The organism is Nonomuraea sp. B208 (assembly GCF_057536035.1).
Map to the genome: position 1 here is coordinate 237,573 of NZ_BAAJOU010000034.1, position 22,889 is coordinate 260,461.

The window sequence follows — 22,889 nt, forward strand, 5'->3', positions numbered from 1 at the left end:
CGTCGCCGCCCATCCCCGGCTCGACCAGCGCGGATCTCACCCCGTCAGCTCCTCCACCGCGCGGAAGGCCGCCGTCACGGCGGCGTCGGCGCGGGCGGCGGGGGCCGCGTCCGAGCCCGCGATCGCGATCCGCCCGAACCGGCGGCGGGCCGCCTCCGCCGGGTACGGCCCGTCCGGGTAGAAGGCGTGCCAGGGCCGGCAGTACTCCGGCGCGTTCCCGTGGCCCCAGCGGTTGACCGTGATGCCCTCGACGTCCCGCGCGGGGTCGAAGCCCGCCGGGCCGAGCAGCCGGGCCAGCTGCTCGCGGATCGTACGCTCCAGCACCTCGTACGGCGTCCTGATGAGCTCACGCCGGCCCGCCGCCGCCCCCGCCTTCGGCCCCAGCTCCGCCCGGCACGGCGTGGCCAGCAGGTGCACCTCGGCCGGCCCGCCCGCCCGCCGGGGCGTCTCCAGCTCGGCGAGCGACCAGTACGCCCCCGTCCACCGCACCCTGCGCACCCCGGCCCGCCGCCAGGCGTCCCAGTCGCGCACCCGTACGCTCGCGTGCAGCAGCGGCACCCGTACCGCCTCGCCCAGCGCCTGGCGCTGCTCGTCGGGCAGCTCCGGCACCAGGTAGGGGATCACCGCGCTCCAGCAGGCCAGGATGACCGACCCGGCCGCCACGCTCCTGACCCGGTGCCCGTCGAAGTAGGCGACCTCGGCCGCCCCCTCGCCGTCGCGCACCGACACGACCGGGCTGGACAGCCGGAACCGCACCCGGTCGCCCGGCCGGTCGGGGGAGCCGGGGTCGGGCAGCAGGCGCGCGACCATCGTGCGCACCAGCGCCTGGTTCCCCTCGGGGAAGAGGTGGACCTCGCCGGCGCCCCACTGCCTCCTGACCGTCGGCGAGTTGTACCGCGACGGCTTGTCCTTCTCCAGCCCGAGCCCGCCGAACCCCGGATAGCCGGTGCCCCAGGCGTCGATCGCGCCGAGCGCCCGGGTGTCGTAGCCCCACTCGGGGCAGGACATGCTCCGGCAGAAGCGCTCCACGTCCGGGTGCGCGCCGCACGCCTCCAGCAGGAACGCCGAGTACGTCAGCCCGGCCAGCCGCTCCTGCTTGGCCTCGGCGGGCAGCCCGGGGAACCAGTCGGGCGGGTCGTGGCGGAGCCTGCGCAGGTCGTCCCTGGCGCGGGCGGCGATCGGCAGCCGCGCGACCCAGTCGCCGGTGAGCCGGACCAGCGTGTCGGCGCCGAAGCTCTCCTCGTCGCACATGACCGCGTCCACCAGCCCGGCGCCGGTCCGGCCGGGTGCGCTCTGGCGGTGGAACATCACCCGCCGCGCCTGCCCGCCGATCTCGTCATGGTTGTCGATGACCAGCACACTCGCGCCCGGCCGGCGGCGCAGCCACTCGCCGGCCGCGCTGACGCCGCTGAGCCCGCCGCCGACCACGACGAGGTCGTAGCTCTCGCCGGTGGGCTCGGGCGGGCCGGCGTACTGCCAGAAGCGGCCGTCCCTGAGCGCGTGCGGCACGCTGAGGGCCTCGGGGGCGCCGCCGCCGAACCCAAACGCCGGGGCCGCCGGGGACGACGGAGCCGCCTCGGCCGGGCTCACGGAGACCATGCTCCCCAGGGCGCCCACCGCGATGCCGTCGAAGAAGTCGCGGCGGGAAATGGACAGGTTCATCCCGAGGTCCCGTGGCGTCAGAGTCATGGCGCGATCATCGGCAGCCCCGGAACGGCCGGGTGCGGGGACGCGCAGCGCCCAGAGAAACATTTTGCGCGGCCTATTACGGCGAATGCCGGTTTGGCTCCTTGATCCGTAGCGGGTCCGTATCCGCAGGTGAGAGTGGGTGCCAGGCCAGCGGCGACAAACCCGCTGAATTCCGCAGATAGCGCCGTTGCCGGGGTGGCGGGCCCGCGACTCCTCTAACGTTCACGAGAATGCCGCCAATGGAATGGGAGAACTCATGCTTAAGGCCGTTTCCGGCATATTCCTGAGCATGATGGCCGTCGCCGGATGCTCGTCGTCGGAGGCGCAGGCTCCGCCCGCCGCCGCCGACGCGGCCGTCGAGCCGGCCCAGGGTGCCGGGTCGCCGCCCGCCGACGCCGCGAAGCTGCGGGCCGCGCTGCTGCCCGTGCCCGAGGGGATGCACATCTCGTACGGCCCGGAGCTGGGCGCGTTCGGCTCGCTCAAATCCACCCAGCAGGGCCTCGCCGCGGTCCGCCAGGCCCGGCTGGAGCGTCCGGAGTGCGCCGGCGCGGCCCAGCTCGACGCCGCGCGCCCCGACGTCGCCAAGGCCCCCGCCGCCGTGATCGCCTTCGCCGCCGAGCGCGGCTCGATCACCCAGGCCGTGGTCGCGCTGCCGTCGGCCGCCTTCCCCGCGCCGCTGCCGGCGAAGTGCGCCTCCTACACCGCCGACGTCGACGGCGCCAAGGTCGTCTACCGGACCCGCATGCTGCCCATGCCGGCCAAGGGCGACCAGTCGCGCGCCTACCTCACCACGGCCGCGGGCGCCAAGGAGAGCGCCGAGATCGGCTCGGTGATGATCCGGCGGGGCAACCTCATCATGAGCATGCTCGTCGTGGGCCGCCAGGTGCAGCCGGACGGCCTCTACGAGCTGGCCAAGCTGGCCGACCAGAACCTCGCCAGGGTCAAGCGCTGATCAGATGAGCACGTGGTCGTCCGGCCGGCCCACGAAGGCGAACTGCGCGTTGCGGGTCAGCTTGATGTGGTCGGCCTGCCAGGTGTGCATCGAGGCGTCGGCGCTGCGCCAGTAGACGAAGTTGAAGCGGTCCGCCGAGTAGATCTTGACGGAGTCCTCCTTGAGCCGCCGCACCAGCTCGGTGTCCTCCCCCCGGGTGATGTCGGCGAACCGGTAGGAGCGGAACATGTCCGCCTTGCCGAGGAACGTCCCGCCCTGCACCAGGAACGAGTAGCGGTGCTCCAGGCCGGGCAGCCGCAGCATCGTGGTGTTGGAGCCCTCGAAGTAGGCGTAGTGCGCGCCCTTGCCGACCAGCTCGGCGTCGGAGTAGTCGAAGGCCCGCACCAGGTCCGACAGGTAGTGCTCGCCGTAGAGGTTGTCGTCGTCCATCTTGGCGATGAGGTCGCCCTCGGCGGCCGAGATGCCGAGGTTCATGCACGCGCCGAGCGACAGCTCGGCGGCGGCGGGCAGCACCACGACGTCGGTGATCCCGGCCATGCGCGCCTTGTCGGCCACCACGACGGGGTCGATGTCGAGGCCGTGCAGCACCATGACGAGCTGGAGCGGCCGGTGGAGCTGCTTGGCCACCGACGAGATGGCGTGCTCGATCTGGGAGGCGCGGTTGGTGGGCAGCACGACCGAGATCGAGCGGGTGCGCGGCTCGACGTGGTGGCCGAGGTCCTGGAGGATCTGGTCCACGCGGTGCGAGAACAGGTGCTTGTCGAAGACCTCGCGCATGGCGAGGTGGCCCATCCTGGCGCGCAGCTCGGGGCTGTTGATCAGGTGCAGCACCTGGTTGTACGACTCGACCGGCTCGCGCGCGATGGGGATGAGCTCGCCGAAGGTCTCCTCGATGGCCCGTGACCAGCCGGTCACGACCGGGGTCGCGCACGCCGACAGCTCGAAGACCCGCCGCGCGCACATGGTCGGCGAGTCGAGCACGGAGTTGACGTTGAGGAAGACCTTGTACATCCGGTACGCCGACAACATCTGGTCGTAGGGCAGCTCGCCCACGATGTGCGGCCGGTACTTCTCCGGCCAGGCGTACTTCTCGTCCACCTCGCCGTTGCGGGCGAAGATGTGCAGGCCCAGCTCGCGCACCGGGTCGAGGACGGTCTCCATCTGCTCGCGGCGCTCGGGGTGCTTGTCGCGGAAGTACATCCCGGCGAAGACCACGTCGTGGAGGCGGCCCTGCTTCTGCTGGATCGGGTTGTGGACGCGCGGCTGGGCGGCGAACTGCAGCACATCAACCCGGTCGTGTCCCAAAATTTCCCGATACTTCGGCAGCATGTCGCCGTCGCACGTGAACACGTAGTCGAACAGCTTGGCCGTGTCGATGAAGAAGTCGAAGTTCGGCGGGTCCTCCTTGTTCCAGAAGACCGTCGGGATGCCCTCGCTCCTGCACCAGGCCACCAGCTCGCGCAGCGGCTCCTTGGGCGCGTTGGTCCCGGTCATCTGGTAGCGCCAGCGGCCCTGGTTGCCGTGCCAGGCCGACTCGCAGAACAGCAGGTCGGGCCGCTTGTCGGCGAAGATCTCCGGCCAGTCCTTGAGCCCGAACTCGATCTGGTCCCACTCGTAGCGGAAGGCCATGCGGGAGAAGTCGTCGAGGATCACCGCGACCTTGAGGTCCGGCCGGTTGACCGGGCCGGCCGGCCACTTCACGGCCGGCACCTCGACCCGCGGGGGCCGGTTGTTCGCCAGCTCGACGGCCTCGGTGACGGGCATCGGCGGCTTCGGCGCGCGCTCCTTCGAGCGGACCGCGTCCATGATCTTCCCCGGGCTCTTCGAGCCCAGGGCCTCGCCCAGCTTGTACGTCCGCTTGGCCTGGGTCGCCTCCAGCTTCCACGTCGCGTACGCGGCCTTGGCCTCGGCGATCTCCAGGCGTCGCCGCAGCTCCCTGAGCTCCGCCTCGTGACGCTCGACGACCTTGCGCTCCTCGGGCAGCCAGTTGACGGGACCGAGTCGCTGGAACGAGGGGGGCTCAGGGGTTTCGGCCATGGTGATGACGCCTAACGCTCAGGGGAGATTTGCCATGTTACGCCGCCGATGGTGGCTATTCGGGGCGTTTTGCCTGGGAAGCCGGTGCCAGGTTGTCGCCCTTGAGCCAGCCGGCGATCACCGTGGCGATGCGCGGCCCGGCCTTGCCGTCCCACAGCACCGGCAGCTCGCCGGCCGGGGTGGCCGCGCCGTCGGCCAGCGCCTTCTCCGCCGCCGCGGGCAGCAGGGCGGGGGTGACCAGGCGGTTCGTGCCGTGCGTGATCGTGATCGGCCGCTCGGTGTTGGGCCGCAGGGTGAGGCAGGGGACGCCCAGCATGGTCGTCTCCTCCTGCACGCCGCCGGAGTCGGTGACGACCAGGGCGGCACCGCGGACGAGTGAGAGGAAGTCCACATAGCCGAGCGGATCGACGACCCTGACCGTTTCGCCGTCCACGAGACCGGCCTCGGCCAGCCTGGCCTTGCCGCGCGGGTGCACCGGCACCACGACCGGGACCTGCCGGGAGACCTCCAGCACCGCGTCCACCAGCTCCTTGGCGGCCTCGGGGGTGTCCACGTTGGCCGGGCGGTGCAGGGTCGCGACGGCATACCGGTCCGGTATGCCGAGCCGCGCGACCACGGGGGCCGGGTCCAGCGCGGGGAGGGCGGCGTACAGGCTGTCGATCATGGGGTTGCCCACCAGGTGCACCTTGGAGGCCGGCACGCCCTCGCCGGCCAGGTACGCGAGCGCCTCGGGCGAGGTGGCGAAGAGCAGGTCGGCGAGGGCGTCGGTGACGACCCGGTTGACCTCCTCGGGCATGCCCCGGTCGAACGAGCGCAGCCCCGCCTCCACGTGCGCCGTCCGCACGCCGAGCTTGGCGCAGACGAGGATGGCGGCGAGGGTCGAGTTGACGTCGCCGTAGACCACGACCAGGTCGGGGTCGTGCTCCTCGACGACCTCCTCCAGCCCGACGAGCAGGGCCGCCGTCTGCTTCGCGTGACTGCCCGAGCCGACCCCGAGGTTGGCCACCGGCTCCGGCAGGCCGAGGTCGGCGAAGAACACGTCGGACATCAGGGCGTCGTAGTGCTGACCGGTGTGGATGATGCCCTGCCGCACGCCGAGCTCACCGAGTGCCCGCACCACCGGGGCCGCTTTCACGAAATTGGGACGAGCTCCCAATACGTGGAGGACCAGGGGGTTCTCCCTCATGACCTCGCCTTTCATAGCGGAAGGGAAAAAACGCTGCCTATGGTACGGTCACCGCGTGGCATCCGACGCCAGTCGTCAAGACTCCTCCCAAAGCGCCGGCAGGGTTTCCGCGAAGTCCGCCCGCGCCGGTGTCGGCGGGCTTCTCAAGGGCTTCGTCCAGCACCCGATCATCGTCTCCCGCGTCGTCGCGACCAAGGTCAAGTCCGACCCCGTCCGCGTCGCCCAGGCGGCCGCCGACGCGCTCCCGCCCCGGCTGCGCCCCATCGTGGGCAGCGTGGCCTGGCCCGCGGCCCGGGGCGCCCGGCGCATGGTGCGCAAGTTCGGCATGCGGGTGCTCAAGGGCCCGTGGAACGAGGCCAAGGCGCTCTGGGACGCCGGCCGGGTCAGCGAGGCCGCCGCCGTGCTCGATGCCCACACGAAATACCCGTTCATCAAGCGCAGGGCCGCCTACTACCGCGGTGAGCTGGCCGCCATCAGCCCCGACCCGATCCCGCCCGGCCCCAAGGTGGCCATCCTTGAGCGGGTCAAGGGCCGGGTCCTGCACCTGGTCACCAACGCGCTGCCGTACACGCAGGCCGGCTACACCGTGCGCACCCACCGCATCGTCACCTCGCAGAAGGCCGCGGGGCTCGACCCGCACGTGGTCACGAGCTGGGGCTGGCCGATGATGCAGGGGCACGCGGACGCGCCGCCGTACGAGGAGATCGACGGCATCCCCTACTACCGGCACCTGCCGGACGGGCACGGCGAGGTGCCCTTCGAGATGCGCGGCCGCATGGTCAGGGGCGCCGACTCGGTCACCAGGCTCGTCACCGAGCTGCGCCCGCAGGTCCTGCACGCCGCCACCGACCATCGCAACGGCTCGGTGGCCCACGCCGTGCGCGACCGTACGGGCACGCCGTTCGTCTACGAGGTGCGCGGCTTCCTGGAGGAGACCTGGGCCTCCCGCGACCCGATCCGGGTCGGCAGCGAGCGGCACGTGCTCCAGCGCGAGCGCGAGGCGTTCCTGATGCGCGAGGCCGACGCGGTGGTCACGCTGGCCGAGACCATGGCCACCGAGATCGTCGAGCGCGGCGTGCCCAGGGAGCGCATCCACCTGGCGCCCAACGCCGTGGACGACTCCCTGCTCACCGCCCGCTACGACGGCGCCTCCTTCCGCGCCGCCCACGGCATCGAGCCCGGCGAGATCGTCGTCGGCTCGGTGTCGAGCATCGTGGCCTACGAGGGCTTCGCCACCCTGCTGCGGGCCGGCGCGCTGCTGCGCGACGCGGGCACGCCGGTGCGGGTGCTCATCGTGGGCGACGGCGCCGAGCGGGAGAACCTGCTGGCGCTGGTCGAGGAGCTGGGGCTCAAGGACGCGATCCTGCCCGGCCGGGTCGGCCCCGACGAGGCGTTGCAGGCCCAGGACGCCATCGACATCTTCGCCTGCCCGCGCGAGGACCTGCGGGTCTGCCGGCTGGTGACGCCGCTGAAGCCGGTCGAGGCCATGGCGCTCGGCAAGCCGGTGGTGCTCAGCGACCTGCCCGCCCTGTCGGAGCTGGTCGGCTCCGACGGCGCCGGCCTGCTGGTGCCGCCGGGCGACCCCGAGGCGCTGGCGGAGGCCGTGGCCGGGCTGCGGGAGGACCCTGCCAGGCGGGCCGAGATGGGCGAGGCCGGCCGCGCGGAGGTGGCCGCCAAGCGGACCTGGAGCCGCGTTGCCGAGACCTACCGGTCCCTTTACCAGTCGCTTACCGAAAGTTGACCTTCGTGTTGGCTGTACGTTGTGACGGTTTCGGTCGCATTAGGCGTGAGCTAGGTGGACTTGAGATAACCTTTGCCACCATGAAGTGTTGTATCCGGCTCCCAAAGGCACAGCTGTGACAGAAATAGACTTGGCTGTCATCGGCCTGGGCTACGTCGGCATGCCGCTCGCCAAGGAGGCGGTCGGCGCTGGTCTGCGCGTTGTCGGTGTGGACGTCGACCCCCGCAAGGTCGAGGCGCTCACCGCGGGACAGTCCTACATCGACGACCTGACCGACGCCGATCTCGAGCACATGCTGGCCAACGGTTTCACCGCCACGCTCGACGAGAGCGTGCTGGCCCGGAGCAACACCATCGTCATCTGCGTCCCGACGCCCCTGGACGAGGACCACCGACCGGATCTCTCCGCCGTCGAGGGCGCCTCCAAGGCCGTCGCCCGCAACCTCACCAAGGGCACCCTCGTCGTGCTGGAGTCCACCACGTGGCCCGGCACCACCGACGAGCTGGTCCGCCCCCTCCTCGAAGGCTCGGGGCTGACCGCCGGCGAGGACTTCCACCTGGCCTTCTCGCCCGAGCGCATCGACCCGGGCAACCCCAAGTTCGGCCTGCGCAACACCCCCAAGGTCGTCGGCGGCTACACCCCGACCTGCCGGGACCGCGCGACGGCGTTCTACGGCCGCTTCATCGAGCAGGTCGTGCCGGTCAGCGGCACCCGCGAGGCCGAGATGGCCAAGCTGCTGGAGAACACCTACCGGCACGTGAACATCGCCCTCGTCAACGAGATGGCGATCTTCTGCGACGAGCTCGGCGTCAACCTGTGGGAGTCGATAGAGGCGGCGGCGACCAAGCCGTTCGGCTTCCAGAAGTTCCTGCCCGGACCGGGCGTCGGGGGCCACTGCATCCCCGTGGACCCGTCCTACCTGTCCTACACCGTGCGCAAGCTCGGCTACCCGTTCCGGTTCGTGGAGCTGGCGCAGGAGATCAACGAGCGGATGCCGTCGTACGTGGTGGCGCGCGTCCAGCGATTGCTCAACCGGCATAAGAAGCCCGTGAACGGCGCGAAAGTCGTTATGCTCGGCGTCACCTACAAACCGGATATCGCCGACGAGAGGGAGACCCCGGCACTGCCGGTGGCCCGCGCGCTGCTCGAACTGGGCGCCGACCTCTCGTTCGCGGACCCGTACGTCAAGGAGTGGTCGGTGGACGGCACCCCGGTGCCGCGTGAAGAGGATCTGGCCGAGGCCGTGGTCGACGCGGACGTCACGCTGCTGCTTCAGCAGCATGCCGCGTTCGACCTCGACATGGTCGAGGCGAAGGCCAGGCTCGTGCTCGACACCCGCGGCGTGCTCGCCGAGGGTGAACGCGTCGAGCGGCTGTAGCGACGGAGGGCTGCGCGCAGTGCACGTGCTCGTCATGACGGTGGTGCATAACCCCGAGGACGCGAGGATCCTGCATCGGCAGATCCGCGCGCTCGTGGATGCCGGTCATGAGGTCACGTATGCCGCCTCCTTCACCGGTTTCGGGGTCGTGCCGAGACCCTGGGTGAACGGCGTCGACCTCCCCAGGGCCGCCCAGCGCAAGCGGGTGGCGGCGGTCTGGGCGGCCCGCCGGTTGTTCAAGCGCATGCGCGACAAGGTCGACCTGGTCCTGATCCACGATCCCGAGCTGCTGTTCGCGGTGTGGGGCGTGCGCAACCGGCCGCCGGTGGTGTGGGACGTCCACGAGGACACCCCGGCCACGCTCTCGCTCAAGCCGTGGCTGCCCTCGCCGCTGCGTCCGCCGGTGCGCTTCCTCGCGCGGCTGCTCGAAGGCACCGCCGAGCGTCACCTGCACCTCCTGCTGGCCGAGACCGCGTACGCGGGCCGGTTCAAGGACGCCCATCCGATCGTGCCCAACGAGACCTGGGTGCCCGACTCCGTCACCCCGCCCGGTGACGACCGGGTGGTCTACCTCGGCTGGCTGTCGCGGGCCCGTGGCGTGCTCGAGGCGGTCGAGGTGGCCAAGCTGCTCCAGCCGTACCGCGTGGCGGTGGAGCTCATCGGCTACGCCGACCCGCAGAGCCGTCCGGTGCTCAACCAGGCCGTGACCGAGGGCCTGCTGGAGTGGCGCGACTTCATGCCCAACGACGAGGCGCTGAAGCGGCTCGACGGCGCGCTCGCCGGGCTGTCGCTGCTGCACGACGAGCCCAACTACCGCCACTCGATGCCCACCAAGATCGTCGAGTACATGGCGCACGGCATCCCGGTCATCACCACCCCCTCGCCGCGCGCCGTGGAGCTCGTCGAGCGCTACGACAGCGGCATGGTCGTGCCCTGGCAGGACCCGAAGGCGGTGGCCCAGGCCGTGCTGACGCTCCGCGACGACGTACGCGAGCGCAAGGCGCAGGGCGCGCGCGGTTACGCGGCGGCCCGCGCCAACCACCACTGGCCCAATTCCGCCAAGCGCTTCGTCGCCCAGCTCGAAGCCTGGGCGGGGGTCAAGCCATAGCGGGCGGCGGGTCGTCGAAGGTGCGCTGGCTCCTCCTCGTCCTGGGTGTGGCGATCCTGGCCGCGGTCGCCGCCGTGGTCATCGTGCTCCAGCCGGGTGCCGGGCAGAAGGTCGCGTCGGTGGTGAAGACCACCCCGGCCAAGCCGACGCCGTCCGCCGAGGCCCCCACGCCCAAGGTGAGCGAGTTCACCGACGACTGTGGAACGTTCGAGACCCGGGAGAAGGCCCCCTACGCGGTCACCGGCTACTGGATCATGCCGAAGTCGAACCCCTGCACCTGGCGCACCCAGCTGAAGGAGATCCACGACGTCGGCGGCGACACCGTCATCAGGATCGGCTACGGCCTGCAGTTCCGTACGGTCTCGTCCTCCGGCGACATCCTGACCAGGGACGGCGAGCTGGACTCCCTCTACAAGGGCTGCCGCGAGGACGGCATGAGCTGCCACGACGCCGCCGAGCGCGACCTGATGAAGGCCCACCCGGACAACCGCATCGGCCGCACGTACGTCTACCGCACCGACGAGTCGTTCGGCCCCGACCTGTTCCGCTGCCCCGAGGTGGAGCACGCGGTGCGGGCCGGCAAGCGCACCTACTTCCGCATCATCACCCAGCCCGACGGCTCGGACGACTCCACCTGCGACTTCTCCCGCAAGGGCGCCTCCTACGACCTGATCCTCGTCGCCGGCGCCGAGAACGACAGCCTGACCCAGCTCCTCGACCTCGGCGACCAGTTCGGCATGCGCGTCTTTCCCGCGCTGCCGCTCGCGCCCCGCGACCCGAACACCGAGATCAGGGCCAACAAGAAGCACCTCGGCACGCTGACCACCCTCACCCGGCGCATCCTCCAGGACTACGGCGCCCGCTTCGCCGACCGGGACTCCCTCGGCGGCGTCTACCAGCCGTTCGAGGTGCAGATGTCGGACACCCTGGCCTCGAACCCGACGCTGGAGGTCTACGCCGACCAGCACACGATCGTCGAGCAGGAGCTCCCCGGCAAGCCCATCCTCATCAGCCCCTACATGGACGCCCGCAAGCGCAAGGCCTTCGGCCAGACGCCCAAGCAGGTAGCCGAGGCGTTCAAGGAGCTGGCCAAGACCGGGGTCGGCATCATCGCCCCGCAGGACAGCCGCGGCACCGGCAAGGTCGGCCTGTTCTGGCCGGACGAGCGCGGCGCCGAGGTGGACGAGCGGCTGCGGCCGGTGGTCGGCGAGGCCACGTACGGCACCGCCTACCACGGCTCCACCCGCGACTACTACCGCGAGATGTCGCTGGCCCGCGAGGAGATGCTCCAGGCCGGCTACCAGGTGGACCTGTGGGCGAACGTGGAGGCGTTCGAGCCGTCGGGCGATCAGCCGTGCGCCCCGCAGGGCACCCGCGGCAAGACCGACAAGAAACGCCTGGACCAGGCCGTCACCATGACCGGCCGGTACGTCCAGAAGGTCGTCTCCTACATGTGGAGCGACTACATGACCTGCGGCGAGCCGTCGCTGGAGAAGGAGATCACCGCCGACTGGCGGCGGCCGATCGCCGTCGACGCCATCAGGACCTCGCGCGACATCCAGGACGGCGTCGAGGTGCGCGGCTACAACCTCAAGGACGGCGCCGTCTCCGTCGAGTGGTCCGGCGGCGTGCGCGACCTGGTCGTCTCCGAGGTCGGCTGGCTGGACGAGAACCCGCTGGATGAGCTGCCCGAGGGCATGGTGACGGCATGGGTGCCGTTCGACTGGGCCCAGGTGCCGGCCGGCGAATGGGTACGGATCACCGTCAAGGGGGCGGCGGGTCTGACCTCCACCGAGCCCCTGCACGTGCGGATCACGACCTGACGCGGCGTTCGCGGCCCGCTCGCCGGTGCGTGTAACGTGCCGTTCATGGTCCCGAGCGTGCCGGTCAGCGTCGACCTGGTGGTGCTCACCGTGCGCAACAACGCCCTGAGCGCCCTGGTGTGGCGCCGCGACAACCCGCCGTTCCTGCGGCGCTGGTCGTTGTCGGGCGGTTTCATCCAGCTCGACGAGGACCTTCCCGACGCCGCCAGGCGCATCCTGGCCGAGCGGGCCGGCCTGCCCGGCGCGCCGGTGCACCTGGAGCAGCTCCAGACCTACGGCTACCCCGACCGCGACCCGCGCCAGCGCGTGCTGAGCGTCGCCTACCTCGGCCTCGCCCCCGACCTGCCCGCCTCGGAGCAGGCCCACATGAGCTGGCAGCCGGTCGACGCGCTCACGGTCATGGCCTTCGACCACCGCCGCATCATGCTCGACGGCGTCGAGCGGGCCCGCGCCAAGCTGGAGTACACCTCGCTGGGCGCGGCCTTCTGCGCGCCGGAGTTCACGGTGGCGGACCTGCGGCGGGTCTACGAGATCGTCTGGGGCCGGACGCTCGACCCGCGCAACTTCCACCGCAAGGTCACCAAGGCCGAGGGCTTCCTCGTCGAGACCGGCGGCACCACCACCCGTGACGGCGGCCGGCCGGCCAAGCTCTACCGGCGCGGGCCGGCCGAGCTGCTGCACCCCCCGATGCTGCGCTCGCTGAAGGACGAGCCGGCCAGGAACTGAAGGCCAGGAACTAAGGTAGGGGCATGCCTCGTTTCCGCCAGATCCTGGACAGCATGGCCCCGTACAAACCGGGCAAGGCGGTCGCCGCACCCGACGGGCGGTCCTACAAGCTCTCCTCCAACGAGTCGCCCTACGACCCGCTGCCGTCCGTGGTGGAGGCGGTCGCCGAGGGCGCGCGGCAGATCCACCGCTATCCCGACGCCGGCGCGGTCGCGCTCACCGAGGCGATCGCGGCGCGCTACGGCGTGCCGGCCGAGCACGTGGCCACCGGGCCCGGCTCGGTGACAGTGGCGCAGCAGCTTCTGGAGGCGGTGGGCGAGCCCGGCGCGGAGGTCGTCTACGCCTGGCGCTCGTTCGAGGCCTACCCGCTGCTGGCCGACCTCGCCGGGGTGACGTCCGTACGCGTGCCGCTCGCGGGCGAGGACCACGACCTCGACGCCATGGCCGAGGCCGTGACCGACCGGACGAGCCTGATCTTCGTCTGCAACCCCAACAACCCGACCGGCACCGCGATCCGCCGCCGCGAGCTGACGGCCTTCCTCGACCGGGTGCCCGAGGACGTGCTGGTGGTGCTGGACGAGGCCTACCGCGAGTACGTCCGCGACGAGGACGTCCCCGACGGCGTCGAGCTCTACCGCGACCGGCCCAACGTGTGCGTGCTGCGCACGTTCTCCAAGGCGTACGGGCTGGCGGGCCTGCGGGTCGGCTACCTCATCGGGCACGAGCCGGTGGCGTCGGCGGTGCGCAAGACCACCGTGCCGTTCGCCGTCAACAGCCTCGCCCAGCTCGCCGCCGTGGCCTCGCTCCAGGCCGAGGACGAGCTGCTGGAGCGGGTCGAGCGGGTGGTCAAGGAGCGCACCAGGGTGAGCGAGGCGCTGGCCGCGCAGGGCTGGACGGTGCCGCACTCCGAGGCCAACTTCGTCTGGCTGCGGCTCGGCGAGCGCACCGCCGACTTCGCCGCGGCCTGCGCGGCCGAGGGCGTCGCGGTGCGGCCGTTCCACCCGGAGGGCTGCCGGGTGACGATCGCCGACCCCGAGGCGAACGACGCCTTCCTGGCCGCCGCGGAGAGCTTCCCCGCTAGACCTTGACCTCTTCGGCGGCGGCCGCCGTCCTGACCTTGGCGCGTCGCTCGGTGGAGACCACCAGGGCGACGCCCACCAGGATGACCGCGCCACCGGCGATCATCTGCGGCGTGGCCACCTCGTTGACCACGAGCACGCCGAGCACGACCGCGACGGCCGGGTTGACGTAGGCGTAGGTGGACACCAGCGAGATGGGCGCGTTGCCGAGCAGCCAGGTGTAGGCGGTGAAGCCCACCAGCGAGCCCACCAGGATCAGGTAGACGAGGCCGCCCCACGAGCGCCCGGAGACGGCCGCCACGTCGAGCCGCTCGCCGAACGACAGCCCGGTCACCAGCAGGCCGAGGCCGCCCGCCGCCATCTCGACCGCGCTGGCCGCCCACACGTTGGGCGGCATCGGGATGCGCGCCGACAGGAACGACCCGATCGACCACGACAGCGAGGCCACCAGGATCACCACGATCCCGGTGGTGCTCGCCGTCTCGCCGCCGCCGCTGAGCGACAGCGCGGCGACCCCGCCGAAGCCGACCAGCACGCCCAGCAGCGTGAGCAGCGCGGGCCGGTCGCGGGCCGCGATGCGGAACACCACCAGCCAGAGCGGCACCGACGCGACGAGCAGCGCGGCGAGGCCGGTGGAGATGTGCTGCTCGGCCACGGCCACCATGCCGTTGCCGCCGGTCAGCAGCAGCAGCCCGACCAGCGCGGCCCCGCCGAGCTGGCGGCCCGACATGCGGAAGGGCGCGGTGCCGTTCTTGACCAGGAGGAAGGCGCCGAGCAGGAGCGCGGCCACGACGAACCGGAGTGAGCCGCTGAGCATCGGGGGCATGGTCTCGATGGCGAACTTGATGCCGAGGTAGGTCGAGCCCCACACCACGTAGACGATGGCCAACGCGCCCCAGACCATCAGCGGGCGGGGGGTGTCAGCAGCGTTGCCAGTCATGGCTCATGACTTTACCGGGCGGGTGCGACAGAACGCTCGCGGGTATCGGACTGTGGGACGGGTGGCGAAATATGAGCGATAGTGGGCATTCGTGCCACTGTCGGGGGCCCTGTACGGACTGCCAGGATCGCGGCGTCCGGAAGTCCGTACCGGGAGGAGTCCCATGTCCGCCGCAAACGCCAAGGCCGTCGCCCACTTCGCCGCCCGCCTGACGTTCGAGACCGACGTCTCCGACGTCGCCGCCGACCTCGCCGCCGGCCTGCCCGGCCTCGTGGTCGTCGACTCCCGCAGCCGGGAGAGCTGGGACCAGGGGCACCTGCCGGGTGCGGTCCACCTGCCCACCCGCGAGATCGCCGCGCGGGCCGCCGGGCTCGTGCCGCCGGACGCCCGGGTGGTCACCTACTGCTGGGGGCCGGGCTGCAACGGCGCGACCCGCGCCGCCCTGGAGTTCGCCCGGCTCGGCTATCAGGTCAAGGAGATGATCGGCGGCTTCGAGTATTGGGCGCGGGAGGGCTTCGCGGTCGAGACCGCCTCCGGCGTCAGCCGCCGGCCGGTCGACGCGCTCACGGCACCGGTGGAGGCCGTCGCCTGCGGCTGCTGACCGGAACCCGTCACGGGCCCGGCGTCGCTGCGCAGCGCCACTACAGCGCCGCGCAGCGGCCTTCTGGCGGCCGGTGGCCGAAAAAGTTGGCGCCCCCGTCCGAATCGTGTCGATCGGGGGCGTCCGAGAACATACCCGGATCCGGCCGGGTCAACCAACAACTCGGCAAGAGTCAATACGCAGGTGCGCAAAGGTGACAGCGTCGGTCAAAACGCCGGTCACCACGACCCCTTGCCCAGTGCAGGACCGACCCCGCCGGAGCGGGTCACCTCGGGCCCAGCTTCTCCACGATCAGCCGGTAGAGCTGCCGGGGGCGGCCCGGCTGCGGGGTGCGGTTGGGCGGTAGCGGCCACGCGAGTCCCTCGTCAACCAACGTGCGCAGCAACCGCCGGGCCGTCCGGGGGGTGACCCCCAGCATCTTGCCCGCTCCTTCCGCGTCCACCACCGTGTCGCCGCCCTCCAGCTTCGCCGCCAGCCTGGCCAGCACCTCCACGCCCTTCGGCTTCAGCGCGGTGGCCCCGGCCGGTGGCATCCGCGGGGCCGGGATGAGCGCCCGCCCCTCGCGGTCCACGGCGAAGCCCTGTGCCTGCTTGCCCGCCTGGGTGCGGGCCAGCGCGGCCCGCGCGTGCGACTCCGCGTCGTGCGTCGTGCGCCCCATGCCCACGCCCACCTCGACCGCCAGCCCCAGCTCGTCGCGGATCCTGGCGGCGAACGGCAACACCCGGAACCCGTCGGTGGCCGCCGCGATCGAGCCCCTGGTCGCGGTGACCAGGTAGCTGTGATCGTCGATCGGCCAGACGGTGGCGTTGATCCGGTTCGCCTCCTGGACCAGCAGCCGGTGCAGCGACAGCCGCAGCTCGTCGCGCCAGTAGCGGGGCGCGGCGCGGCGCACGGGTTCGCGCAGCGTCGGCACCTCCACCAGCACCACGGTGAGCTGCGACTCCTCCAGCCGGTGGTGCGCGCCGAGCAGCGCCGCCGTGTGCAGCGCCGTGCGCACCGCCGCCGAGGTGGGCCGGATCCTGATGGCCGGCACCCCCGCCGCGTTGAGGCGTTCGGCCACCGCGGGGAGGCAGGTGAGCGCCCCCGTGGTGACCCCCTGGCGGGCCAGGCGTTCGTGGTAGGCCGCGATCGTGCCGGTCGCTCCCGGCTCGTCGCGGCTGTGCACGTCCGTGGCCGGGATGCCGAGGTCGGTGTACGCCTCCTCGACGTCCGCCCGGCTTATCACGTCGATGCTGACCCTCTGGGGGTCGATCCGAGTGTCCAGCGCCGCCTTCGCCAGCGCCGCCACCAATGCCGCTCCGCCGAGTTGTACGTAGGTCGCGGGCATCGTCAACACGCCGGAACGCCGCGCCAGGTCATAGGGGACCGGGCTGGCGAACAGACACGCGTCGACACCTGGACCCAGCCGCGTCACCTTGTCGGGCGCCTCCTGCTCGTCGCGATAAGCGGCGGCGACAAGGCGACACGGCAGCGGTGCAGCGGCGTGACCCATCAGCATGACCCGCTCGACCAGGTCGTGGGGTCCGACCACGCCGATGGTGAGGTCCGGGGTCATGGCGCCCGGGCGTGACACTCGGGGAGTTTCTTCGGCCCTCTCGACCAATGTTCGTCCCATCCTGCCGTCCGTTGCAATGCTCTCTTTTGGAACGATCGCTCGCGGGGGCCGTAATGTCACGCCCGACTTTTCCGGAAAGCCGTTCTGGTTGACCGCCCGGCAGTATGTCCTAGCAGCTCAGCGAGGTTTTTCCGCCGTTTTTTAGCGTTCGGAAATCTCTCGTGTAATGTCCGCGCCGAGCGCGCGCATTCGCGCGGCGAGATGCGCGTGGCCGCGGTCGATGAGGTAACCCGAGTCGATGACGGTCTCGCCCTCGGCCGCGAGGCCGGCGAGCACCAGCGCGATCCCGGAGCGCAGGTCGTGCGCGGTCACCTGGGCGCCGGTCAGCGGGGTGCGCCCGCGCACCACCGCGCGGCTGCCGTCCACCTCGACGTTGGCGCCCATCTTGTTGAGCTCGCCGGCCAGCGCGAAGCGGCCGTCGAAGATGCGCTCGTGGATGTAGCTGGTGCCCTCGGCCAGGGCCGCGACCGTCATCATCGGCGACTGGAGGTCAGTGGCGAAACCGGGATAGGTGTCGGTGATGATGTTGATCGGGCGCAGCGGGCCCTCGCAGCGCACGTGCAGCACCGCGCCCTGGCGGGCGAACTCGACGCCCATCTGCTCCAGCTTGTAGCGCACGACGCCGAGGTCGAGGCCGGTGCCGACGAGGTTGAGCTCGCCCCCGGTGATCGCCGCGGCCATCGCGAAGACGCCGGCGTCGAGCCGGTCGGGCATCACGGTGTGCTCGACCGCGTGCAGCTCCTCCACGCCCTCGACGGTGATGAACCCGGTGCCGCCGCCGCTGATGCGCGCGCCCATCTTGGTGAGCATGTCGATGACGTCGAGCACCTCGGGCTCCAGCGCGGCGTTCTCGATCACGGTCGTGCCCTTGGCCAGGCAGGCGGCCATGATGAGGTTCTCGGTGCCGGTGTGGGACGGGGTGTCGAGGTAGAGCGTCGCGCCGGTCAGGCCGCTGGCCTTGACGTGGATGACGGTCTCCTCCTCGTCCACGATCGCGCCGAGGCGCTTGTAGCCGAGGTAGTGGAAGTCGAGGTTGCGGCTGCCGAGGTTGCAGCCGCCGACCCCCTCGACGATCGCCTCGCCGAGGCGGTGCAGCAGCGCGGGGGTGAACAGCACCGAGCCGCGGAAGCGCCGCGCGATCTCGGCGGGCAGCACGGGGCTGCTCACCCTGGAGGCGTCGATGACCAGCGTGCGCTCGGACTCGTGCAGCTCGACGTAGGCGCCCACGGCCTCGGCCAGCTCGACCGCGCGCCGGACGTCCTCGATGATCGGCACGTTGCGCAGGACGGTGCGCCCCGTGGCGGCGAGCAGGGCCGCACCGATCATGGGTAGCACGGCGTTCTTCGCGCCCTGGATGAACGCGGTTCCACGCAGTGCGTTGCCACCGCGCACGCGGTAACGGACCATTTCGTGCGGCTCCTTGAAATCACGGGGAAGGGTCGATCGGGCCAACAGTAGTCGCTCGCACCAGATGACCCAGCCGAATCATCCGCTAAAGGGAGCCCCCGTGAGCCGCTCATATGCTTCTAGGTATCGCTGCCGGGTGCGCTCGACGACATGGTCCGGAAGACGAGGTGGGGGGTTTCCGGAGGATTTGTCCCATCCGGATTCGGGCGAAAGTAGCCAGTCGCGTACATATTGCTTGTCAAAAGACGGCTGGGACCGGCCCGGCCGCCACTCGTCGGCCGGCCAGAACCGTGAGGAGTCGGGCGTCAGCACCTCGTCGCCCAGCGTCAGCACGCCGTCGGCGTCCCAGCCCAGCTCGATCTTGGTGTCGGCGAGGATGATGCCGCGCTCGGCGGCGATCTGCGCGCCGCGCGTGTAGACGGCCAGCGTGATCCTGCGCAGCTCCTCGGCGGTCTCCGCGCCGATCTCCGCCACCACCCGCTCGTACGGGATCGGCTCGTCGTGCTCGCCCTGCGGCGCCTTGGTGGACGGCGTGAAGATCGGCTCGGGCAGCCGCGAGCCGTCCTCCAGCCCCTCGGGCAGCGGCACGCCGGAGACCGCGCCGCTCGCGCGGTATTCGTTCAGCCCGCCGCCCGCGAGGTAGCCGCGCGCCACGCACTCGACCTGCACCATCCGCAGCGGCCGGCACAGCACGCCGCGCGCCTCGTCGCCGGGCGCCACCACGTGGTTGGGCACGATGTCCTTGAGCTGGTCGAACCACCACAGCGAGAGCTGCGTGAGAATGGCCCCCTTGTCGGGGATGTCGGGCTGCAGCACGTAATCGAAGGCGGAGATCCGGTCGGAGGCCACCATGAGCAGCAGGCCGTCGTCGGTCTCGTAGAGGTCGCGTACCTTGCCGGAGTGCACGTGCTTCATCGGGCGATGTCCGTCCTGTGGTGGGAGCCGCGCAGCCCGATGCGGGCCACCAGGTCGTAGGCGTTGGCGCGGGCGCTCTCCTGGTCGGGGCCGTTGCCGACCACGGCCAGCACGCGACCGCCCGCGGAGCGGACCTCGCCGCCCTCGCGCGTGGTGCCGGAGTGCAGGACATAAGCGTGCTCGGTGTCGGCGAGCCCGGTGATCGGGTCGCCCTTGACCGGCGCCTCGGGGTAGCCCTCGGCCGCGATCACCACGGTGACGGCCGCGCCCGGCCTGAACACCGGGTCGAGCCCCAGCTCGCCGGTGGCGCAGGCCATGAGCAGCCCGCCGAGCGGCGTCTCCAGCCGGTCGAGCAGGACCTCGGTCTCGGGGTCGCCGAAGCGCGCGTTGAACTCGACGACCTTCGGCCCCTTCGCCGTCAGGGCCAGCCCGACGTAGAGGACCCCCTGGTAGGGCAGCCCGCGCCGGGACAGCTCGGCCATCGTGGGGTGCACGATCTCCCGCATGACCTGGTCGGTCAGCCCTTCGGGGGCCCAGGGCAGCGGCGTGTAGGCGCCCATGCCGCCGGTGTTGGGGCCCTCGTCGCCGTCGTAGGCGCGCTTGAAGTCCTGGGCGAGCTGGAGGGGCACGGCCGTGCTGCCGTCGCAGAGCGCGAACAGCGACACCTCGGGTCCGTCGAGGTATTCCTCGATCACGACCCGCTCGCAGGCCCGCGCGTGCGCCAGCGCCTTTTCGCGGTCGTCGGTGACCACGACGCCCTTGCCGGCCGCGAGCCCGTCGTCCTTGACGACGTAGGGGGCGCCGAACTCGTCGAGCGCCGCGGCGGCCTCCTGCTCGTTGGAGCAGGTGCGGGCCCGCGCGGTGGGCACGTCGGCGGCCATCATGATCTCCTTGGCGAACGCCTTGGAGCCCTCGATCATGGCCGCGTCGCGCGAGGGCCCGAAGCAGGCGATGCCCGCCTCGCGCACCGCGTCGGAGACGCCGGCCACGAGCGGGGCCTCGGGCCCGACCACGACGAGGTCGGCCCGCAGCCGCGTGGCCAGCTCGGCCACCTGCCCGGGGTCGAGCGGGTCGACCGCGTGGACGGTCGCGACCTGCTCGATGCCCGCGTTGCCGGGGGCACAATGCAGCTCGGTGACCTGCGGGTCGAGCTTCAGCGAACGGCACAGGGCGTGCTCACGCCCTCCGGATCCAATGACTAGAACGCGCACGGGCTCCATTGTCGCAGGCCCGGGGGACCGCTGGCCGGTGCAGGTCTCGGATGCGCCGATTGCCGGAAGAGCCGATGAACGCCGATGAACGCCGATGAACTTCGTGCGGTTCTCCCTGAGCGGTGTGCCGCCGGAACGGTATCGTCGTTTACGTTCAACCGCCTGTGGTAGGTTAAGGCGGCTTTGCGGCGTCTCTTGCGATTGGAGGTGGTCCGGGATGAATCCTGGTGATCCCAGCAGTACGTGCCACTCATGCACGTACTTCCCGTATGCCCCCGACCACTCCAATCAGGCAGCCTGATCGTGCCTCCACGCCAGTGAGGTGACTTTTTCGTCGCGTGGAGCGCGCCATGTCGGGCGGAAAGGGACTGCCATGCGCTCGTCCACGCTTTTCCGTCGAATCAACCGTTACCCAATGCAGCGGGCCGCTCACCCGATCGTGAAGCCCGCCGCCGTTCCCTGTGTGCCGCCGACGCGGTCCGTCGTCGAGTTCGGCGCGTACGTGCGGGGCAAGAAGGTCCCCGCCACGGGCATCGCCGAGGCGCTCGACCTCGTACGCGAGCACAACAAGGACTCCGACGGCGCCAACGCCTTCGTCTGGGTCGGCCTGCACGAGCCCGAGTCCCCCGAGGTCGAGTGGCTGTCTGAGGTGTTCGGCCTGCACCCGCTGGCCGTCGAGGACGCCGTCAAGGCCCACCAGCGCCCCAAGGTCGAGCGGTACGGCGACTCGTTGTTCATGGTCCTCAAGACCATCGCCTACCTCGACCACGACCAGTCGAGCGACAACACCGAGATCATCGCCACCGGCGAGATCATGGTCTTCCTCGGCGCCGACTTCGTGATCACGGTGCGGCACGGCGAGCACTGCCCGCTCACGATCGTGCGCGAGCGCCTTGAGGACAAGCCCAAGCTGATGAACCGCGGCCCGGCCGGCGTGCTGCACGCCATCGCCGACCACGTCGTCGACCAGTACCTCCAGGTGGCCGACCTCATGCAGCTCGAACTCGAAGAGGTCGAGGCCACCGTCTTCGCCGACGTCAGCTCCCGCGACATCAACCGGATCTACCAGCTCAAGCGGGAGATGCTGGAGATGAAGCGGGGGGTCACGCCGTTGCAGGCGCCGCTGTCCGCGCTGCCGCAGCGGCGGGTGATCCCGGCCGAGATGCGCGAGTACTTCCGCGACGTCGGCGACCACCTGTCGAGGGTCTGCGAGCAGGTGGAGTCCTCCAACGAGCTGTGCAGCTCGATATTGCAGGCCGCGCTCGCGCGTTCGAACGCCCTCGCCAACGAGGACATGCGCAAGATCTCCTCGTGGGTGGCCATCCTGGCGGTGCCTACCATGATCGCGGGCATCTACGGGATGAACTTCGACTTCATGCCGGAGACCAAGCAGGTGTGGGGCTATCCGGCGGTGCTGGCCGTGATGATCACCGCCTGCGTGCTGCTGCACCGCGGCTTCCGCCGCAACGGCTGGCTCTGACCAGGGTCGTCGAAGCTCAGACGCCGACCGGCTTGAGCGGGGCGACGGGCCGCGGCAGCTCCAGCCCACGCTCGCGCCACAGCTCGCGCATCCGGTCGGGGTAGTCGGTCACGATGCCCGACACGCCGAGGTCGAGCATCCTGGCCCCGAGCGCGACGTCGTTGACCGTCCACACGGCGACGTCGAGCTCGGCGGCGGCGGCCTGCGCCATCAGCTTCTCGTCCACCATGACGTGCTCGGGCGAGAGCGTGGTGGCCCCGGCCGCGCGGGCCGCGGCGGGCACGTCGGAGCCGAGGTCGTCGTGCCAGTGCAGGGTGTCGGGCTCGATGAGCGCGAAGCGCCGCACTCCGGGCGCGAGGCGCGCGGCGTGCCGGATGATCCGCCAGTCGAAGCTGAGCACGGCGGCGTTGCCGAGCCGGCCGTGCCGGTCGAGCTCGTCCACCACGAGCTCGGTGAACATCCCGGGGTCGGCCGTCAGCTCCGGCCTCGTGGGGTCGGACTTCAGCTCGACGTGCAGCCGCACGCTCTCGGCGTCGTAGGCGTTGACCAGCCCGAGCACCGCGCCGAGCGTCGGCATCCTGGTCTCCGGCATGGCGACCTGGGTGAGCGCGAACGGGTCGCCGGGGTGCTTCGGCAGCCGTACGCCCACGTCGAGCGTGTGGAGCTGGGCCAGCGTGAGGGCGTTGACCGGCTTGCCGACGTAGGGGTGGAGCGGGTCGCCGTCGCGCAGCGGGCGCCGGTCGGCGCTCGTCACCGCGGAGACCGTCAGGTCGTGCGTGAGCACGAGACGCCGGTCGGCGGTGAGCGCCACGTCGAGCTCCAGCGCGTGAACGCCGAGCTCCATCGTGCGGCTCATACCCGGCAGGGTGTTCTCCGGCCACAGGCCCCGGGCGCCCCGGTGACCATGAATCTCAACGCGCACACCGGGACCCTATCTGGAGCGGGGGGTCCAGAGGCAGTGCCACGCCGTGTCCTTTTTATCCTGCTACGCCCGGTCGGGT

18 protein-coding genes are annotated in these 22,889 nt (G+C 71.2%); 9 read left to right on the forward strand and 9 right to left on the reverse strand.

The genetic code is table 11. The features are described from left to right. Positions 1-36: 36 nt before the first annotated feature. A complete protein-coding gene (locus AC27IY_RS48350) occupies positions 37-1,689 on the reverse strand; it encodes an FAD-dependent oxidoreductase (protein ID WP_487182034.1) in 1,653 nt (550 codons plus the stop codon). A gap of 289 nt (positions 1,690-1,978) precedes the next feature. Here AC27IY_RS48350 and AC27IY_RS48355 point away from each other — a divergent pair, with 289 nt between their 5' ends. Beyond that, a complete protein-coding gene (locus tag AC27IY_RS48355; protein WP_487182035.1) occupies positions 1,979-2,641 on the forward strand; it encodes a hypothetical protein in 663 nt (220 codons plus the stop codon). On the opposite strand, the gene AC27IY_RS48360 is transcribed toward AC27IY_RS48355, so the two are convergent. Both AC27IY_RS48360 and wecB read right to left on the reverse strand, forming a co-directional pair. Continuing rightward, positions 2,642-4,678, reverse strand: a complete 2,037-nt coding sequence (locus tag AC27IY_RS48360; RefSeq protein WP_487182036.1) for a glycosyltransferase family protein — start codon at positions 4,676-4,678, stop codon at positions 2,642-2,644. It lies immediately after the preceding gene. A 55-nt stretch (positions 4,679-4,733) separates the two neighbouring features. After that, positions 4,734-5,864: a non-hydrolyzing UDP-N-acetylglucosamine 2-epimerase gene (gene wecB / locus AC27IY_RS48365; protein ID WP_487182037.1), complete on the reverse strand. Its 1,131-nt coding sequence runs from the start codon at positions 5,862-5,864 to the stop codon at positions 4,734-4,736. A gap of 55 nt (positions 5,865-5,919) precedes the next feature. On the opposite strand from wecB, the gene AC27IY_RS48370 reads away from it, so the two are divergent. The 6 genes from AC27IY_RS48370 (at position 5,920) to hisC (ending at position 13,728) form a co-directional block, all read left to right on the forward strand. Beyond that, complete coding sequence (locus AC27IY_RS48370) at positions 5,920-7,605, forward strand: glycosyltransferase family 4 protein (protein ID WP_487182038.1); 1,686 nt, start codon at positions 5,920-5,922, stop codon at positions 7,603-7,605. 130 nt (positions 7,606-7,735) lie between these two features. Continuing rightward, positions 7,736-8,983 (forward strand): nucleotide sugar dehydrogenase, encoded by a 1,248-nt coding sequence (locus AC27IY_RS48375; RefSeq protein WP_487182039.1) that lies wholly within the window; start codon positions 7,736-7,738, stop codon positions 8,981-8,983. Positions 8,984-9,002: 19 nt separating this feature from the next. Beyond that, positions 9,003-10,091: a glycosyltransferase gene (locus tag AC27IY_RS48380; RefSeq protein ID WP_344208598.1), complete on the forward strand. Its 1,089-nt coding sequence runs from the start codon at positions 9,003-9,005 to the stop codon at positions 10,089-10,091. A 20-nt stretch (positions 10,092-10,111) separates the two neighbouring features. Further along, on the forward strand, positions 10,112-11,914 hold the full coding sequence (locus AC27IY_RS48385; RefSeq protein WP_487182040.1) for a DUF4434 domain-containing protein: 1,803 nt from the start codon (positions 10,112-10,114) through the stop codon (positions 11,912-11,914). Positions 11,915-11,959: 45 nt separating this feature from the next. After that, complete coding sequence (locus tag AC27IY_RS48390) at positions 11,960-12,640, forward strand: NUDIX hydrolase (protein ID WP_364456877.1); 681 nt, start codon at positions 11,960-11,962, stop codon at positions 12,638-12,640. 23 nt (positions 12,641-12,663) lie between these two features. Continuing rightward, the gene (hisC, locus tag AC27IY_RS48395; protein ID WP_487182042.1) at positions 12,664-13,728 is read left to right on the forward strand and encodes a histidinol-phosphate transaminase; all 1,065 of its coding nucleotides are present in this window, start codon (positions 12,664-12,666) and stop codon (positions 13,726-13,728) included. Here the strand turns inward: hisC and AC27IY_RS48400 are convergent. Continuing rightward, complete coding sequence (locus AC27IY_RS48400; RefSeq protein ID WP_364456873.1) at positions 13,718-14,659, reverse strand: EamA family transporter; 942 nt, start codon at positions 14,657-14,659, stop codon at positions 13,718-13,720. The two genes, hisC and AC27IY_RS48400, sit on opposite strands and share 11 nt — an antisense overlap. Positions 14,660-14,822: 163 nt before the next feature. Here AC27IY_RS48400 and AC27IY_RS48405 point away from each other — a divergent pair, with 163 nt between their 5' ends. Next, on the forward strand, positions 14,823-15,260 hold the full coding sequence (locus tag AC27IY_RS48405; protein WP_487182043.1) for a rhodanese-like domain-containing protein: 438 nt from the start codon (positions 14,823-14,825) through the stop codon (positions 15,258-15,260). A gap of 265 nt (positions 15,261-15,525) precedes the next feature. Here the strand turns inward: AC27IY_RS48405 and AC27IY_RS48410 are convergent, their stop codons facing one another. The 4 genes from AC27IY_RS48410 to purD all read right to left on the reverse strand — a co-directional run bounded on the left by AC27IY_RS48410 (position 15,526) and on the right by purD (position 20,408). Beyond that, positions 15,526-16,815, reverse strand: coding sequence for a GTP cyclohydrolase IIa (locus AC27IY_RS48410; RefSeq protein ID WP_329592708.1), 1,290 nt, complete (start codon positions 16,813-16,815; stop codon positions 15,526-15,528). Between the two features lie 201 nt (positions 16,816-17,016). Then, the gene (murA, locus tag AC27IY_RS48415; protein WP_344208585.1) at positions 17,017-18,282 is read right to left on the reverse strand and encodes a UDP-N-acetylglucosamine 1-carboxyvinyltransferase; all 1,266 of its coding nucleotides are present in this window, start codon (positions 18,280-18,282) and stop codon (positions 17,017-17,019) included. 78 nt (positions 18,283-18,360) lie between these two features. Next, a complete protein-coding gene (locus AC27IY_RS48420) occupies positions 18,361-19,197 on the reverse strand; it encodes a phosphoribosylaminoimidazolesuccinocarboxamide synthase (RefSeq protein WP_487182044.1) in 837 nt (278 codons plus the stop codon). After that, the gene (gene purD, locus AC27IY_RS48425; protein ID WP_423477977.1) at positions 19,194-20,408 is read right to left on the reverse strand and encodes a phosphoribosylamine--glycine ligase; all 1,215 of its coding nucleotides are present in this window, start codon (positions 20,406-20,408) and stop codon (positions 19,194-19,196) included. Before purD ends, AC27IY_RS48420 begins: the two co-directional genes overlap by 4 nt. A gap of 415 nt (positions 20,409-20,823) precedes the next feature. Between purD and corA the strand changes: the two genes are divergently transcribed. Beyond that, positions 20,824-21,888 carry a magnesium/cobalt transporter CorA gene (gene corA, locus AC27IY_RS48430; RefSeq protein WP_344208579.1) on the forward strand — a complete coding sequence of 355 codons (1,065 nt, stop codon included), beginning with the start codon at positions 20,824-20,826 and terminating at the stop codon, positions 21,886-21,888. Between the two features lie 16 nt (positions 21,889-21,904). Here the strand turns inward: corA and AC27IY_RS48435 are convergent, their stop codons facing one another. After that, a complete protein-coding gene (locus tag AC27IY_RS48435) occupies positions 21,905-22,810 on the reverse strand; it encodes a glycerophosphodiester phosphodiesterase family protein (RefSeq protein WP_364456864.1) in 906 nt (301 codons plus the stop codon). Between the last annotated feature and the right edge of the window lie 79 nt (positions 22,811-22,889).